The organism is Rhizobacter sp. P2_H3 (genome assembly GCF_056403355.1).
Window position 1 is genome coordinate 1 of record NZ_JBFUFQ010000021.1, and the last position, 15,320, is coordinate 15,320.

The window sequence follows — 15,320 nt, forward strand, 5'->3', positions numbered from 1 at the left end:
ATTCCACGCCGTCCGACTTGAAGCCCTGGCTCAGCAGGAACTCACCGTAGAAGTCGCACTCGTTGCCGAGCCGGTACTTCATGCCCGCGCCGCTCAGGCCGTAGCACGCACGCGCATCGTCCTTCTTCGCCGCGCCCGGGCCGGTGCGGAAGTAGCCGCCCCAATCGACGGCTTGTGCAGAGGTGGCACTCAGCAGGCTGGCTGCGGCGGCAGCCAGGGCGAGCACGGTCTGGCGGTGGGGGAATGTCTTCACGGATCGTCTCCTTGGTTTTTGGAAGCACAGGTAGAACACAGGGCCTGGGGGAGCCCTGCAGGGGGAACGGGTGCGTCAGCCGCGCTTGCGGCTGGTTTCGAAGATGCGTTGCAGCAGGCAGAAGATGAACAGCAGCCCGCCGATCACGATGCGGGTCCACCATGAACTCAGGCTGCCGTCGAACATGATCAGCGTCTGGATGATCCCGAGCATCAGCACGCCGAACAGCGTGCCCAGCACATAGCCGACGCCGCCGGTGAGCAGCGTGCCGCCGATCACCACGGCGGCGATCGCGTCCAGCTCCAGCCCGACCGCGTGCAGGCCGTAACCCGACAGCATGTAGAAGGTGAACACCACGCCGGCCAGCGCCGAGCAGAAGCCGCTGACGGTGTAGACGCCGATCAGCGTGCTGCGCACTGGCAGGCCCATCAGCACCGCCGAATGCTCGTTGCCGCCGATCGCATACACCGTGCGGCCGAACTGCGTGTAGTGCGCGACGAACACCGCCAGCACCACCACGGCGAGCGCGATGATCGCGCTGACCGACAGCTCGGCGCCCTCCCACAGCGGCACGCGCAGCTGCGAGACCTCGGTGTAGAACGGGTTCGTGATGCTGACCGAATCGATGCTGATCAGGTAGCACAGGCCGCGCGCGAGGAACATGCCGGCCAGCGTCACGATGAACGGCTGCAGCCGGAAGCGCTGGATCAGCACGCCCTGCAGCGCGCCGAAGCCGGTGCCCATCAGCAGCACCAGCGGGAGCACCGCGCCCGGGCTCCAGCCGTGCTTCTCGACCAGCGAGGCCGACACCATCGTCGTCAGCGCGATCACCGACCCCACCGACAGGTCGATGCCGCCCGACAGGATCACGAAGGTCATGCCGACCGCGACGATGCACAGGAAGGCGTTGTCGATCAGCAGGTTCAGGAACACCTGGGCCGAGAAGAAGCCGGTGTAGAGCACCGAGCCGAGGAGCGCCATCACGAGGAACAGCGAGACGGTCGCCGCCAGCGGGATGAACTTCGGGTCGAGGCGCAGGCGCTTTGCGGACGCAGCCGCTGGCGCGGCGCTCATCGATTGGGCGTGCGTATTCATGCCTTCGCTCCCGGCCGTTCTGCCATCGCGGGCCGCTGCACCAGCGAGCGCAGGCTCTGCCGGAATTCCGGCGATTGCAGCAGCATCACCGCGAACACCACGCCGGCCTTGACGACCAGGTTGACCTCGGGCGGCACGCCCAGCGAGTAGATCGCATAGGTAAGCGTCTGGATGATCAGCGCGCCGATCACGCTGCCGGCCAGGCTGAAGCGGCCGCCGGTCAGCGCCGTGCCGCCCAGCGTCACCGCGAGGATCGCGTCCAGCTCCATCAGTTGCCCGGCGTTGTTGCCGTCGGCGCTCTTCACGTTCGAGCTGACGATCAGCCCGGCCGCGCCGGCGCACAGCCCGCAGAAGGCGTACACCCACACCGTGATGCGGCGCGCCCGCACGCCGGCCACGCGCGCTGCCGACGGGTTCACGCCGACCGCCTGGATGAACAGCCCGAGCGCGGTGCGCGTCGTCACCCACCACAGCAGCACGAACACCGCCGCCGCGATGAACAGCGAGAACGGCAGCCCAAGCAGGTAGCCGCTGCCGAGGAAGAAGTACGGCCCGTAGTAGATGGTGATGATCTGCCCGCCGGTGATCAGCTGCGCGATGCCGCGGCCGGCCACCATCAGGATCAGCGTCGCGATGATCGGCTGCATGCCCACGCGCGCGACCAGCACGCCGTTCCACAGCCCGCACAGCAGCGCGACGCCGAGCGCGCCGAGCAGCGCGGCCCACATCGGGAAGCGGCTCGCATGCGTGGCCACGCCGTCGACGATCACCAGCGAGCCGCCGATCATCCAGGCCGCGATCGCCGCCGCGATGGCCACCACCGCGCCGACCGAGATGTCGATGCCGCGCGTCGCGATCACCAGCGTCATGCCGAGCGACACCAGCATCAGCGGTGCCGCGCGGTTCAGGATGTCGATCAGGCTGCCGTACAGGTGGCCGTCGCGCCATTCGAGGTGCAGGAAGCTGCTGTTGAACACGGCGTTCAGCAGCAGCAACAGCAGCAGCGTGACCAGCGGCCACGCCAGGCGATGTTTGAAGAGTGCGCTCATGCCTGTGCCGCAATCACGTGGTAGACCGCCTGCTCGCTGCTGCCTGCCGGCAGCTCGGCGACCTTGCGGCGATCGCGCAGCACCGCGATGCGGTGCGAGACGCGCACGACCTCGCTCATCTCCGACGAGATGAACAGGACCGACATGCCCTGCTGCGCGAGGCGCAGGATCTCGTCCATGATCTCCTGCTTGGCCGCGACGTCGATGCCGCGCGTCGGCTCGTCGAGGATCAGCAGCCGCGGCTCGGTCGCGAGCCAGCGCGCGAGCATCGCCTTCTGCTGGTTGCCGCCGGACAGCAGGCCGATCGGCGTCTCGATGCTCGCGGTCTTGATGCCCAGCGCCTTCACGAAGCGCTCGGCCATCTCGGCCTGCTGCTCGCGCGACAGCGTCTTCGCGAGGCCGTGGCGGGCCTGCAGCGCGAGCGCAATGTTCTCGCGCACCGACAACTCGGCCACGATGCCGTCGGTCTTGCGGTCTTCGGGGCACAGGCCGATGCCGTGGCGCACCGCGTCGGCCGGGCTGTGCAGGCTGGCGGGCTGGCCGTCGACCTGCAGCGTGCCCTGGTCGTTGGCGGCCAGGCCGAACAGCAGCCGGGCGAGTTCGGTGCGGCCGGAACCGAGCAGGCCGCCCAGGCCCAGCACCTCGCCCGGGTACAGGTCGAGGTCGACCGGCTGCAGTTGCCCCTGCTGGCCGAGGCCCTGGGCGCGCAGGAAGGGCTGGCTGTCGTGCGGGCGGGCGCTCGGCGCGGCGCTGGACTGGCTCGCCAGCTCGCGCCCGATCATCGCGGTGATCAGTGCCGGCGCGTTCAGCTCGGCGGCCGGCTTCTCGCAGACGAATTCGCCGTTGCGCAGCACCGTGATGCGGTCGGAGATCGCGTACACCTGCTCGAGGAAGTGCGTGACGAACAGGATCGCGAGGCCCTCGCCGCGCAGCTGGCGCAGCACCGCGAACAGGCGCTTGACCTCGTCCTCGTCGAGGCTGGAGGTCGGCTCGTCGAGGATCAGCACCTTGGCTTCGACGCTCAGCGCGCGCGCGATCGAGACCATCTGCTGCACCGCGACCGAGTATGTGGCCAGGCCGCGCGTCACGTCGATGTCGAGGTTCAGCCGCGTCAGCAGCTCGCGCGCCTGGGCATTCATGCGCGCCCAGTCGATGCGCCAGCCGCCGGCCGCGCCCTTGCGCGGATAGCGCCCGGCGAAGATGTTCTCCGCCACCGACAGGTTGGTGCAGAGGTTCACTTCCTGGTAGACGGTGCTGATGCCCAGCTGCTGCGCCTGTTGCGGCGTGGTCGGGCGGATCGCCGCGCCGGCCAGCGTGAACTCGCCGGCATCGGGCGGGTGCACGCCCGTCAGCACCTTGATCAGCGTCGACTTGCCGGCGCCGTTCTGCCCCATCAACGCATGCACCTCGCCCGGGAACAGGCGCAGGCCTACGTTGCTGAGCGCACGCACGCCGAGGAACTGCTTGCTGACGCCACGCAGCTCCAGCATCGGCGACGTGGTGCTCATGTCAGGCCTTGTTCTTGTTGTAGACGTCGAGGAACACCGCGGCCAGCAGCACCAGGCCCTTGATGACCTGCTGGTAGTCGATGCCGATGCCCATGATCGACATGCCGTTGTTCATCACGCCCATCACGAACGCGCCGATCACCGCGCCCATCACCTTGCCGACGCCGCCCGAGGCCGAGGCGCCGCCGATGAAGCAGGCCGCGATCACGTCGAGCTCGAAGCCGACGCCGGCCTTCGGCGTCGCGGTGTTCAGCCGCGCGGCGAACACCAGCCCGGCCAGCGCCGCCAGCACGCCCATGTTGATGAAGGTGTAGAACGACAGCCGCTCGGTCTTGATGCCCGACAGCTTGGCCGCCTTCTCGTTGCCGCCCAGCGCGTAGATGCGCCGGCCGATCGTGCTGCGCCGCGTGACGAAGTCGTAGCCCACCATCAGCAGCACCATGATGATCAGCACGTTCGGCAAGCCGCGGTACGAGGCCAGCAGGTAGCTGAAGAATAGGATCACCGCGGCGAACGCCGCCGTCTTGCCGAGGAAGAACGGGTACGGCTCTTCTTCCATGCCGTGGCGGGTCTGCGCGATGCGCCCGCGCACCTTCAGCACCACCATCACCAGCACCGTGATCACGCCCAGCAGCAGCGAGGTCAGCCGCAGCTCGGCGCCGGCGAACAGGTCGGGGATGAAGCCCGAGCTCAGGCGCTGGAACTCGACCGGGAACGGCCCGACCGACTGGCCCTGCAGCAGCGCAAGCGCCAGGCCCTTGAACACCAGCATGCCGGCCAGCGTGACGATGAACGACGGGATGCGGAAGTACGCGACGAACCAGCCCTGCGCGGCGCCGATCACGCCGCCCACCACCATGCAGCCGAGGATGGTCCAGATCCAGTGGATCTCGTAGTTCACCATCATCACCGCGGCCAGCGCGCCGATGAAGCCGGCCACCGAGCCGACCGACAGGTCGATGTGCCCGGCCACGATGACCAGCAGCATGCCCAGCGCCATGATGACGATGTAGCTGTTCTGCAGCACCAGGTTCGTCAGGTTCAGCGGCTTCAGCAGCGTGCCGTCGGTCAGGTACTGGAACAGCCCCATGATCGCGACGAGCGACAGCAGCATGCCGTACTCGCGCATGTTGTTCTTCAGGAAGCCGCGGTACTCCTTGGGCGGCACGGCGGCCGCCGCGGCGATGTCAGTTGCCATGATTCGTTTCTCCGGCCAGCAGGCCGTGTTCAGTGTCCAGCTTCGGCGGCGCATCCATGCCGTCGTGCGATCCGGCCCTCATGATGGCGCGCATGATGCGCTCCTGCGACGCCTCGGCGGCCGGGAACTCGCCGACGAAGCGGCCTTCGTTCATCACGTAGATGCGGTCGCACATGCCCAGCAGCTCGGGCATCTCCGACGAGATCATCAGGATGCATTTGCCCTCGGCGGCCAGCGCGTCGATGATGGTGTAGATCTCGTACTTGGCGCCGACGTCGATGCCGCGCGTCGGCTCGTCGAGGATCAGCAGCTCGGGCTGCGAGAACAGCCACTTGCTCAGCACCACCTTCTGCTGGTTGCCGCCCGACAGGTTCACCACCGGCTGGTACACGCTCGACGAGCGCGTGTTCAGCCGGCGGCGGAAATCGCTCGCCACGGTGAATTCGCGCCCGTCGTCGATCACGCCGTGGCGCGACACCGCCGGCAGGTTCGCGAGCGTGGTGTTCTTCTTGATGTCGTCGGCCAGCACCAGGCCCAGACCCTTGCGGTCCTCGGTGACGTAGGCGATGCCGTGGCGAATCGCCTTCTGCACCGTCGAGGTGTCGATCACCTCGCCGTGCATGCGCACCTCGCCGCTGATGCGCTGGCCGTACGAGCGGCCGAACACGCTCATCGCGAGCTCGGTGCGCCCGGCGCCCATCAGGCCGGCGATGCCGACGATCTCGCCGCGCCTGACGTTCAGGTTCACGCCCTTCACGACCAGCCGGTCGGCGTGCACCTGATGGTGCACCTTCCAGTCGCGCACCTCGAAGACGGTCTCGCCGATCTGCGGCGTGCGCTTCGGGTAGCGGTCGGCCATCTCGCGGCCGACCATGTTGCGGATGATCCGGTCCTCGCTGATCGCGCCGGCCCGGCAGTCCATCGTCTCGACGGTGCCGCCGTCGCGCAGCACGGTGATCGAATCGGCCACCTTCGAGACCTCGTTCAGCTTGTGCGAGATCAGGATCGCCGAGATGCCGTGCGCCTTCAGCTCGAGCAGCAGCTCGAGCAACGCATTGCTGTCGCTCTCGTTCAGGCTCGCGGTCGGCTCGTCGAGGATCAACAGCTTGACCTCCTTCGACAAGGCCTTCGCGATCTCGATCAATTGCTGCTTGCCCACGCCCAGGTTGGTGACCAGCGTCGACGGCGATTCCTTCAGCCCGACCTTCTCCAGCAGCTCCTTCGTGCGCCGGTGCGATTCGAACCAGTCGATCACGCCCAGCTTCGCGCATTCGTTACCGAGGAAGATGTTCTCGGCGATCGACAGCAGCGGCACCAGCGCAAGCTCCTGGTGGATGATGATGATCCCGAGCTTCTCGCTGTCGGAGATGCCGGCGAACTTGCGCAGCTCGCCTCGGTAGTGGATCTCGCCGGTGTAGGAGTCGTGCGGGTAGACCCCGCTCAGCACCTTCATCAGCGTCGACTTGCCGGCGCCGTTCTCGCCGACCACGGCATGGATCTCGCCCCGGCGCACGACGAGGTTGACGTCGTTCAGGGCGGTCACGCCGTGGAATTTCTTGGTGATGCCGCGCATCTCCAGGATGGCATCCATCCGTAGTCCTCTTGCTCTCTCCGACTGCAAAAAAGGTTCTGCGCGTCGTGCGCAGAACCAATGCCGCTTGCGCTTGAAATTACTTGAGCTGCGCTTCGGTGTAGTAGCCGCTGGTGACCAGCACCTGCTTCCAGTTGCTCGCGTCGACGCTGACCGGCTTCAGCAGGTACGACGGCACCACCTTCACGCCGTTGTTGTAGGTCTTGGTGTCGTTGATCTCGGGCTTCTTGCCGCCGAGCACCGCGTCGACCATGCCGACCGTGACCTTGGCCAGCTCACGCGTGTCCTTGAAGATCGTCGAGGTCTGCTCGCCCTTCTGGATCGACTTGACCGACGGCACTTCGGCGTCCTGGCCGGTGATCACCGGCATCGGCGACTTCGGGGTGCCGTAGCCGACGCCCTTCAGCGACGAGATGATGCCGATCGACAGGCCGTCGTACGGCGACAGCACGGCGTCGACGTGGGCGCCGGAGTAGTAGGCGCTCAGCAGGTTGTCCATGCGGGCCTGGGCGACGGCGCCGTCCCAGCGCAGCGTGGCGACCTTGTCCATGCCGACCTGCTTGCTGCGAACGACGAGCTTGCCGCTCTTGATGTACGGATCGAGCACCGACATCGCGCCGTTGTAGAAGAAGAACGCGTTGTTGTCGTCGGCCGAGCCGCCGAACAGCTCGATGTTGAACGGGCCCTTGCCGCTCTTCAGGCCGAGCTTCTGCTCGATGTAGCTGGCTTGCAGCACGCCGACCTGGAAGTTGTCGAAGGTGGCGTAGTAGTCGACGTTCTTCGAACCCTTGATCAGGCGGTCGTAGGCGATGACCTTGACGCCCTTGTCGGCGGCCTTCTGCAGCACGTCGGTCAGGGTGGTGCCGTCGATCGCGGCGATCACCAGCACCTTGGCGCCCTTGGTGATCATGTTCTCGATCTGCGCCAGCTGGTTCGGGATGTCGTCCTCGGCGTACTGCAGGTCGGTCTTGTAACCCTTCTCCTGCAGGTACTTGACCATGTTGGAGCCGTCGGCAATCCAGCGTGCGGACGATTTCGTCGGCATCGAGATCGCGATCGGGCCCTTGTCCTGCGCGTGGGCTGCCAGCGGCGCGATGGCCACGACGGCAAAAGTGGCCAGCGAGGCCAGGATCGTACGGATGTTTTTCACTTCTCTGTCTCCATTCATGGGGGGTTCGTCATCGCCGCTCCACTGGGCGGCGGCCGGAGCGCGGCCTGCTCCGGCAGGCTTCGCGGTTCACTGCGAAGCCCAGTCTTACCCCATCGCTCAATACTTGCGATTGGGGAATTCCTTGGCTGCGACTTCCATCGGGAAGACGCCTTCCTGCGTCACGATGCGCTTCGGGATGGTCTTGCCGGCCACCAGGTCCTTGACAGCCTGCATCAGTTGCGGGCCGAGCAGCGGGCTGCATTCGACCGACACGTTCAGCTTGCCGGCGATCATGGCCTCGAAGGCGCCCTTCACGGCGTCGATCGAGATGATCACGATGTCCTTCGCGGGCTTGAGACCCGCTTCCTCGATCGCCTGGATCGCGCCGATGGCCATGTCGTCGTTGTGCGCGTAGAGCACGTTGATCTTCTTGCCCTCGGCCTTCAGGAAGGCTTCCATCACTTCCTTGCCCTTGGCACGGGTGAAGTCGCCGGTCTGCGAGCGGATGATCTTGAACTTCGGATCGGCCTTGATGATTTCCTCGAAGCCCTTCTTGCGGTCGATCGCCGGCGCCGAGCCGACGGTGCCCTGCAGCTCGACGATGTTCACCTCGCCCTTCTGGTCCTTCATCTTCTCGACCAGCCAGCGGCCGGCGCGGCGGCCTTCCTCGACGAAGTCGGAGCCCATGAAGGCGACCCACAGGCTGCTGTCCTTCTCGTCGACCGCGCGGTCCGACAGGATCACCGGGATCTTGGCGGCCTTGGCCTCGCGCAGCACCGTGCCCCAGCCCGATTCGACGACCGGCGAGAACGCGATCACGTCGACCTTCTGCGCGATGAAGCTGCGGATGGCCTTGATCTGGTTCTCCTGCTTCTGCTGCGCGTCGGAGAACTTCAGGTCGATGCCGGCTTCCTTGGCCGACGACTTGATCGACTCGCTGTTGGCGGTGCGCCATTCGCTCTCGGCGCCGATCTGGCTGAAGCCGAGCACGATCTTCTTCTGCGCGAAGGCCTTGAACGGCAGGGCCGCGGCCAGGGATGCCGCAGCCATCGCTGCGAACAGGGAACGTCTTTGGAATTTCACGGTTGTCTCCTCTTGGTGGGTGGCATGAAACACGCGCGGCTTTTGCTGCCGCATCAAAGCGCAAGGGCGGTGAGGCTCAGGCGGGTGGAACTCCTCTTTCCTTGGTTCAAGCCAGCGTGTAGGCCGTCTTGACCGTGGTGTAGAACTCTGCGGCGTAGCGGCCCTGCTCGCGCGGGCCGTGGCTCGATCCCTTGCGGCCGCCGAACGGCACGTGGTAGTCGACGCCGGCGGTCGGCAGGTTGACCATCACCATGCCGACCTTGGCCTGCCGCTTGAATTGCGTCGACAGCTTCAGCGATTGCGTGACGACGCCGGCGCACAGGCCGAACGGCGTGTCGTTGGCGAGCGCGACGGCGTGGTCGAAGCCATCGGCCTTCAGCACGCAGGCGACCGGCCCGAAGACCTCCTCGCGGGCGATGCGGTGCTGCGGCTGCGCGAGGAACAGCGCCGGTGCCATGAAGTGCCCGCGCGTCGCGCGCTCCAGCAGCTCGCCGCCGGCGACATGCTCGGCGCCTTCGCTGCGGGCGATCTCGAGGTAAGAGAGGTTGGTGTCGAGCTGGGCGCGGTCGACCACCGGGCCGATGTCGATGCCGCGCTCCATCGCGTGGCCGACCTTCAGCGCGAGCGTGCGCTGGCGCAGCTTCGTGACGAAGCGGTCGTGCACCGTCGCGTCGACGATGATCCGGCTCGACGCCGTGCAGCGCTGGCCGGTCGAGAAGAACGAGCCCTGCACCGCGCATTCGACGGCCTGGTCGAGGTCGGCATCGGCCAGCACCACCAGCGGGTTCTTGCCGCCCATCTCGAGCTGCACCTTGGCGCGCCGGGCAGCGGTGGCTTTCAGGATCTGCTCGCCGGTGCCCACCGAGCCGGTGAAGCTGATCGCATCGACCAGCGGGCTGTCGACCATCGCCTGGCCGACCTGGCGGCCGCTGCCCATCACCAGGTTGAACACGCCCGCCGGCAGGCCGGCGCGGCTGATGATCTCGGCCAGCGCCGCCGCACAGGCCGGCACCAGCTCGGCCGGCTTGAAGACGACGCTGTTGCCGTAGGCCAGCGCCGGCGCGATCTTCCAAGCGGGGATCGCGAGCGGGAAGTTCCACGGCGCGATGATGCCGACCACGCCGACCGGCTCGCGCGTGATGTCGACCTCGACCCCCGGGCGCACCGACGGCAGGTGCTCGCCGGCCGCGCGCAGCGCCTCGCCGGCGAAGAACTTGAAGATGTTGCCGGCGCGCGCCGCCTCGCCGATCGCCTCGGGCAGCGTCTTGCCTTCCTCGCGGGCGAGCAGCTGGCCGAGCTCATCCTTGCGGGCGAGGATCTCGCTGCCGATCTGGTCGAGCGCATCGGCGCGCCGCTGCGGCGTGCTCAGGCCCCAGGCCGGCGCGGCGTCGGCCGCGGCGCGGATCGCGATCTCGGCCTGGTTGCCGTCGGCGCGGGCGTACTCGGCCACCACCTCGTCCAGGTCGGACGGGTTGCTGCTGATGCCGGTCGTGACGCCGGTCTCCCAGCGCCCGTTGATGTAGTTCTTGCAGCTTTGCGCCATGGCGGTCGGGCTTTCGGTCGGGCGTTCGTTCACAGGGCGCGCACGCCGCCGATCGCGAAGCCGCGGTCGACGAGTGACAGCGGGTTGACCAGCGGCGCACCGAGCGCCGGCAGGTCGATCTCGAAGCGGTCGCCCGGCTCGACGCGGATGTTGTCGGAGAAGCTCAGCGTCGCGGTGCCGAAGAAGTGCAGGTGCACGTCGCCCGGCTGGCGGTGCGCCGCGTACTTGAAGTGGTGGTATTCGAGGTTGGCCAGCGAATGGCACATGTTGGCCTCGCCGGTCAGGAAGGGCTTCTCCCAGCGGATCTCGTTGCCGCGGCGGATGCGGCTCGTGCCTTCGAGATGCGCCGGCAGCGCGCCGCTGCGCAACTCGGGGCCGACCGCGCAGACGCGCAGCTTCGAGTGGGCGAGGTACAGATAGTTCTGGCGCTCGGTCACGTGGTCGGAGAACTCGTTGCCGATCGCGTAACCGAGGCGGTACGGCTGGCCGTCCGGGCCGATCACGTACAGGCCGACCAGCTCGGGCTCCTCGCCGCCGTCGAGCGCGAAATCGGGCATCGCCAGCGGCGCGCCGGGCGCGGCGACGATGCTGCCGTTGCCCTTGTAGAACCACTCGGGCTGCACGCCGGGCTGGCCGTCGGCCGGGCGGCCGCCGTCCATGCCCCACTTGAACATGCGCATCGAGTCGGACAGCGATTCCTCGCCGGTCGACAGCTTCTGGTGCATCGCATCGCGTGCCGAGGCGCTGCCGGTGTGCGTGAGGCCGGTTCCGGTGACGAAGCAGTGCGCGACATCGGGGTGCGCGAGCGGCGTCAGCACGCGCTGCTCGCGCAGCAGGGCCTCGTACGGCAGCGCGTCGCCGGTGAGGGCCGGTTGCGCCAGCACGTCGACCGGCACCCGGCGGGCGATCGCGGCCTGCGCCAGTTCGTAGGTGCTGACGAAACCGCCCACGGCGCGCACCGAACGGCCGTCGTCGGCGACGCCGCCCACATGCTGCGTGCCGTTCTCGGCGAGGAACTGGATCAGTCTCATGGGGCAGTCGCGTCTCGGTCGGGCGAGCGGGGGCTCGGGTGAAGGTGCCGCATCCTAATGAGCGGAGCTATAACTTTCTAATAGATATTTGCCGCAAACACATATACGATCCGGCATCCATAAAAACCCCTGGTCGCGTCCCGAGACAACGCGCCCCGCATGACGAACTACACGCACTGGTTCATCCGCGCCCGCCTGAAGACACGGCAACTGCTGCTGCTGGTGGCACTCGACGAAGAAGGCAACATCCACCGCGCGGCGCAGGTGCTCAACATGACGCAGCCGGCGGCGTCGAAGCTGCTGAAGGACCTGGAAGACGTGCTGGAGGTGCCGCTGTTCGAGCGGCTGCCACGCGGCATGCGGCCCACCTGGTACGGCGAGACGATGATCCGCCACGCACGCGTCGCACTCAGCAGCCTGAACCAGGCGCACGACGAGCTGGAGGCGATCAAGGCCGGGCGCTTCGGGCAGGTCAGCGTCGGCGCGATCACCGCGCCCGGGCTGGTGCTGCTGCCGCCGGCGGTGGCGCTGGTGAAGCAGTCGCACCCGAGCCTGCGCATCGGCGTGCAGATCGAGACCAGCGACGTGCTGCTCGAGCGGCTCGCGCAGGGCAAGCTCGACATGCTGGTGGCGCGGCTCTTTGCGCAGCACGACAAGACCGACCTGCGCTACGAGACGCTGACCGAGGAGCCGGTGTGCGCGATCACGCGGCCGGGGCATCCGCTGCTGTCGGTGGCCCACCTGGGGCTGCGCGACGTGGTGAACGCCGGCTGGATCGTCTCGCCGAGCGGCAGCGTGCTGCGGCACCGCTTCGAGCTGATGTTCCAGGAAGACGGGCTGGAGGCGCCGATCAACGTGATCGAGACCTCGGCCCTGCTGTTCATGACGAAGATGCTGCAACAGAGCGACATGATCGCGGTGGTGGCGACCGACGTGGCGCGCTACTACGCGGCGCACGGCATCGTGTCGATGCTGCCGATCGCGCTGCCCTGCCAGATGGATGCGTTCGGCATCATCACCCGCACCGACCGGCTGCTGTCACCGGCGGCGAAGGTGATGCTGAAGGCGCTGAAGACGGCGGCGGTGACGGTCTACGGCGCCAGGTTCGACATGAGTGCCGAGTCCTGATCAGGACCAGCCCGCGTCGACCTTGAACTCCTGCGCGGTGCACATCGCACCGTCATCGGCCGCCAGGAACAGCACCATGCGCGCCACGTCCCCCGGCTGCAGCTTGTCCGGCAGGCACTGGTTGCGCTTCAGCACCTCTTCGCTGTCCGCGGTGAACCACAGCTTGACCTGCCGCTCGGTCATCACCCAGCCCGGCGACACCGTGTTGATGCGGATCCGGTGCTCGCCGAGCGGCTTGGCCAGCCCGCGCGTCAGCCCATTCACCGACGACTTCGCGATCGCGTAGCAGGGGTACGCCCCGTCCTTGCCCTGCCAGCCGGTCGAGCCGAAGTTGATGACCGAGCCGAAGCCCAGCCGCTTCATCCCCGGCACCAGCGCCTGGATCGCGAAGAACGCCGGCCGCTCGTTGATCGACATGCGCTGGTCGTAGTACTCCGGCGTCACCGACTCCAGCGTGTGGCGGTCGTCGCTCGCGACGTTGTTGACCAGCACCGCGAAGTCGCCGAACGCCGCCTCGGCGTCGGCGATCACCTTCTGCAGCGCCGCCACGTCGCGCACGTCGCAGGGCCGGAACCACGGCGCCGGATGCCCGGCCGCCTCCACCTGCTGCACCAGCTCGCGGCTGGCGGCCTCGGCGACGTCGACGAACGCCACCTGGGCGCCCTGCTCCGCGAACGCGCTGACCAGCGCCGCACCGATGCCGGTGCCGCCGCCGGTGATGAAAACGCGGCGTCCGCGCAGGCTTGGAAAGATCGCCAGAGTGGCTGTCGTGGCAATTGCCATGGGGGTTTGTCCTTGATCTATTGCAATTTGGATATGTGAAGAGCGAATTTATTTATTTTTCTATTATCAATGTGCCTTGATACGATCCGCCGCGTCAAGGGCCGTCGTACGACAACCTGTCCGACCACCGATCGGCCGCCCACCCCCCGGAGACAACAGACCCCATGGATTCGAAGAAACCGCCCGCTCCGCCGAAGCGGCGCAGCCACGCCTGGTTCGGCAAGCAGGACCGTGACGGCTTCGTGCACCGCAGCTGGTTGAAGAACCAGGGCTATCCGCACGACCTGCTGGACGGCCGCCCGATCATCGGCATCTGCAACACCTGGAGCGAGCTGACGCCCTGCAACGGGCACTTCCGCGAGCTCGCCGAGTTCGTCAAGCGCGGCGTCTACGAGGCCGGCGGCTTCCCGCTCGAGTTCCCGGTGATGTCGCTCGGCGAGACGCAGCTGCGGCCGACCGCGATGCTGTTCCGCAACCTGGCGAGCATGGACGTCGAGGAATCGATCCGCGGCAACCCGATCGACGGCGTCGTGCTGCTGATGGGCTGCGACAAGACCACGCCGTCGCTGCTGATGGGCGCGGCCAGCTGCGACCTGCCGACCATCGGCCTGTCGGGCGGGCCGATGCTGAACGGCAAGTTCCGCGGCAAGGACATCGGCTCGGGCACCGGCGTGTGGCAGATGAGCGAGATGGTGCGTGCCGGCGAGATGACGATGGACGAGTTCACCGCCGCCGAATCGTGCATGCACCGCTCCAAGGGCAGCTGCATGACGATGGGCACCGCCTCCACCATGGCCAGCATGGTCGAGGCGCTGGGCATGTCGCTGCCCGAGAACGCCGCGATCCCGGCAGCCGACACGCGGCGCAACCGGCTCGCGCAGCTGACCGGCCGGCGCATCGTCGAGATGGTCAAGGAAGACCTGCGCATGTCGAAGATCCTGACGCGCGAGGCCTTCGAGAACGCGATCCGCACCAATGCCGCGATCGGCGGCTCGACCAATGCGGTGATCCACCTGATCGCGGTGGCCGGGCGCATGGGCGTCAAGCTCGACCTCGATGACTGGGACAAGCTCGGTGCCGACGTGCCCTGCCTGGTGAACCTGCAGCCCTCGGGCAAGTTCCTGATGGAGGACTTCTACTACGCCGGCGGCCTGCCGGCGGTGCTGACGCAGATAACCGACAAGCTGCACACCGGCGCGCTGACCGCCAACGGCAAGACGCTGGGCGAGAACATCGCGAACATCCCCTGCTACAACCGCGAGGTCATCAAGACGCCCGAGGAGCCGTTCATGGCCTCGGCCGGCATCGCGGTGGTAAGGGGGAATCTGGCGCCGAACGGTGCGGTGATCAAGCCGTCGGCGGCGTCGGCGCACCTGCTGAAGCACCGCGGCCGCGCGGTGGTGTTCGAGACCATCGAGGATTTCCACGCCCGCATCGACGATCCGGACCTGGACATCGACGAGAACTGCGTGATGGTGCTGAAGAACTGCGGCCCGAAGGGCTACCCCGGCATGGCCGAGGTCGGCAACATGCCACTGCCGCCGAAGGTGCTGCAGAAGGGCATCACCGACATGGTGCGCATCTCGGATGCACGCATGAGCGGCACCGCCTACGGCACCGTCGTGCTGCACACCTCGCCGGAAGCGGCCGCCGGCGGTCCGCTGGCGCTGGTGCGTGACGGCGACATGATCGAGCTCGACGTGCATGCGCGCCGGCTGCACCTGGAGGTGTCGGACGAAGAGCTGGCCGCGCGGCGCGCACAATGGCAGCCGCCCGAGGCGCCGAAGCGCGGTTGGTACAAGCTGTACGTCGACCATGTGCAGCAGGCCCACCTGGGTGCCGACCTCGACTTCCTGGTCGGCGGCAGCGGCGCCGAGGTGCCGCGCGACTCCCACTGATCCCTGCTGA

The 15,320-nt window shown here is 67.4% G+C and carries 13 protein-coding genes; 2 read left to right on the plus strand and 11 right to left on the minus strand.

The window, feature by feature from the left end; translation table 11 throughout:
* The 10 genes from AC1D1T_RS06660 to araD1 form a co-directional block, all read right to left on the minus strand.
* Positions 1-253, minus strand: a 253-nt coding sequence (locus AC1D1T_RS06660; protein WP_477991669.1) for a carbohydrate porin, incomplete at its 3' end; no start/stop codon positions are given.
* Positions 254-328: 75 nt separating this feature from the next.
* Positions 329-1,327 (minus strand): galactofuranose ABC transporter, permease protein YjfF, encoded by a 999-nt coding sequence (gene yjfF / locus AC1D1T_RS06665; protein WP_477824554.1) that lies wholly within the window; start codon positions 1,325-1,327, stop codon positions 329-331.
* Positions 1,328-1,344: 17 nt separating this feature from the next.
* Positions 1,345-2,397 (minus strand): ABC transporter permease, encoded by a 1,053-nt coding sequence (locus AC1D1T_RS06670; RefSeq protein WP_477824524.1) that lies wholly within the window; start codon positions 2,395-2,397, stop codon positions 1,345-1,347.
* Complete coding sequence (locus AC1D1T_RS06675) at positions 2,394-3,905, minus strand: sugar ABC transporter ATP-binding protein (RefSeq protein ID WP_477824525.1); 1,512 nt, start codon at positions 3,903-3,905, stop codon at positions 2,394-2,396. Before AC1D1T_RS06675 ends, AC1D1T_RS06670 begins: the two co-directional genes overlap by 4 nt.
* A gap of 1 nt (position 3,906) precedes the next feature.
* Positions 3,907-5,103 (minus strand): multiple monosaccharide ABC transporter permease, encoded by a 1,197-nt coding sequence (gene mmsB, locus AC1D1T_RS06680; protein ID WP_047503517.1) that lies wholly within the window; start codon positions 5,101-5,103, stop codon positions 3,907-3,909.
* Entirely contained in the window at positions 5,093-6,694 is a 1,602-nt protein-coding gene (gene mmsA / locus AC1D1T_RS06685) for a multiple monosaccharide ABC transporter ATP-binding protein (protein WP_477824526.1), read from the minus strand. The genes mmsB and mmsA overlap by 11 nt, the downstream gene beginning before the upstream one ends.
* 79 nt (positions 6,695-6,773) lie before the next feature.
* Positions 6,774-7,796: a multiple monosaccharide ABC transporter substrate-binding protein gene (gene chvE / locus AC1D1T_RS06690; RefSeq protein WP_465110789.1), complete on the minus strand. Its 1,023-nt coding sequence runs from the start codon at positions 7,794-7,796 to the stop codon at positions 6,774-6,776.
* A 165-nt stretch (positions 7,797-7,961) separates the two neighbouring features.
* Positions 7,962-8,894, minus strand: a complete 933-nt coding sequence (locus tag AC1D1T_RS06695; protein WP_047503522.1) for an ABC transporter substrate-binding protein — start codon at positions 8,892-8,894, stop codon at positions 7,962-7,964.
* A gap of 139 nt (positions 8,895-9,033) precedes the next feature.
* The gene (locus AC1D1T_RS06700) at positions 9,034-10,470 is read right to left on the minus strand and encodes an aldehyde dehydrogenase family protein (RefSeq protein ID WP_047504046.1); all 1,437 of its coding nucleotides are present in this window, start codon (positions 10,468-10,470) and stop codon (positions 9,034-9,036) included.
* 29 nt (positions 10,471-10,499) lie between these two features.
* Positions 10,500-11,501, minus strand: a complete 1,002-nt coding sequence (araD1, locus tag AC1D1T_RS06705) for an AraD1 family protein (RefSeq protein WP_477824527.1) — start codon at positions 11,499-11,501, stop codon at positions 10,500-10,502.
* Positions 11,502-11,660: 159 nt separating this feature from the next.
* Here araD1 and AC1D1T_RS06710 point away from each other — a divergent pair, with 159 nt between their 5' ends.
* Entirely contained in the window at positions 11,661-12,629 is a 969-nt protein-coding gene (locus AC1D1T_RS06710; RefSeq protein WP_477991670.1) for a LysR family transcriptional regulator, read from the plus strand.
* On the opposite strand, the gene AC1D1T_RS06715 is transcribed toward AC1D1T_RS06710, so the two are convergent.
* Positions 12,630-13,412: an SDR family NAD(P)-dependent oxidoreductase gene (locus AC1D1T_RS06715; protein WP_477991671.1), complete on the minus strand. Its 783-nt coding sequence runs from the start codon at positions 13,410-13,412 to the stop codon at positions 12,630-12,632. It abuts the gene before it with no gap.
* 164 nt (positions 13,413-13,576) lie between these two features.
* Between AC1D1T_RS06715 and araD the strand changes: the two genes are divergently transcribed.
* Positions 13,577-15,310, plus strand: a complete 1,734-nt coding sequence (gene araD, locus AC1D1T_RS06720) for an L-arabinonate dehydratase (RefSeq protein ID WP_477824530.1) — start codon at positions 13,577-13,579, stop codon at positions 15,308-15,310.
* Positions 15,311-15,320 lie beyond the last annotated feature (10 nt).

What these genes read in the sequence shown, in the direction of transcription:
- AC1D1T_RS06675 (WP_477824525.1), bottom strand. Translation starts at nt 3,905, where the DNA reads ATGAGCACCACGTCGCCGATGCTGGAGCTGCGTGGCGTCAGCAAGCAG.
- AC1D1T_RS06715 (WP_477991671.1), bottom strand. Translation starts at nt 13,412, where the DNA reads ATGGCAATTGCCACGACAGCCACTCTGGCGATCTTTCCAAGCCTGCGC.
- mmsB (WP_047503517.1), bottom strand. Translation starts at nt 5,103, where the DNA reads ATGGCAACTGACATCGCCGCGGCGGCCGCCGTGCCGCCCAAGGAGTAC.
- araD (WP_477824530.1), top strand. Translation starts at nt 13,577, where the DNA reads ATGGATTCGAAGAAACCGCCCGCTCCGCCGAAGCGGCGCAGCCACGCC.
- yjfF (WP_477824554.1), bottom strand. Translation starts at nt 1,327, where the DNA reads ATGAGCGCCGCGCCAGCGGCTGCGTCCGCAAAGCGCCTGCGCCTCGAC.
- AC1D1T_RS06670 (WP_477824524.1), bottom strand. Translation starts at nt 2,397, where the DNA reads ATGAGCGCACTCTTCAAACATCGCCTGGCGTGGCCGCTGGTCACGCTG.
- araD1 (WP_477824527.1), bottom strand. Translation starts at nt 11,501, where the DNA reads ATGAGACTGATCCAGTTCCTCGCCGAGAACGGCACGCAGCATGTGGGC.
- AC1D1T_RS06700 (WP_047504046.1), bottom strand. Translation starts at nt 10,470, where the DNA reads ATGGCGCAAAGCTGCAAGAACTACATCAACGGGCGCTGGGAGACCGGC.
- AC1D1T_RS06710 (WP_477991670.1), top strand. Translation starts at nt 11,661, where the DNA reads ATGACGAACTACACGCACTGGTTCATCCGCGCCCGCCTGAAGACACGG.
- mmsA (WP_477824526.1), bottom strand. Translation starts at nt 6,694, where the DNA reads ATGGATGCCATCCTGGAGATGCGCGGCATCACCAAGAAATTCCACGGC.
- AC1D1T_RS06695 (WP_047503522.1), bottom strand. Translation starts at nt 8,894, where the DNA reads ATGGCTGCGGCATCCCTGGCCGCGGCCCTGCCGTTCAAGGCCTTCGCG.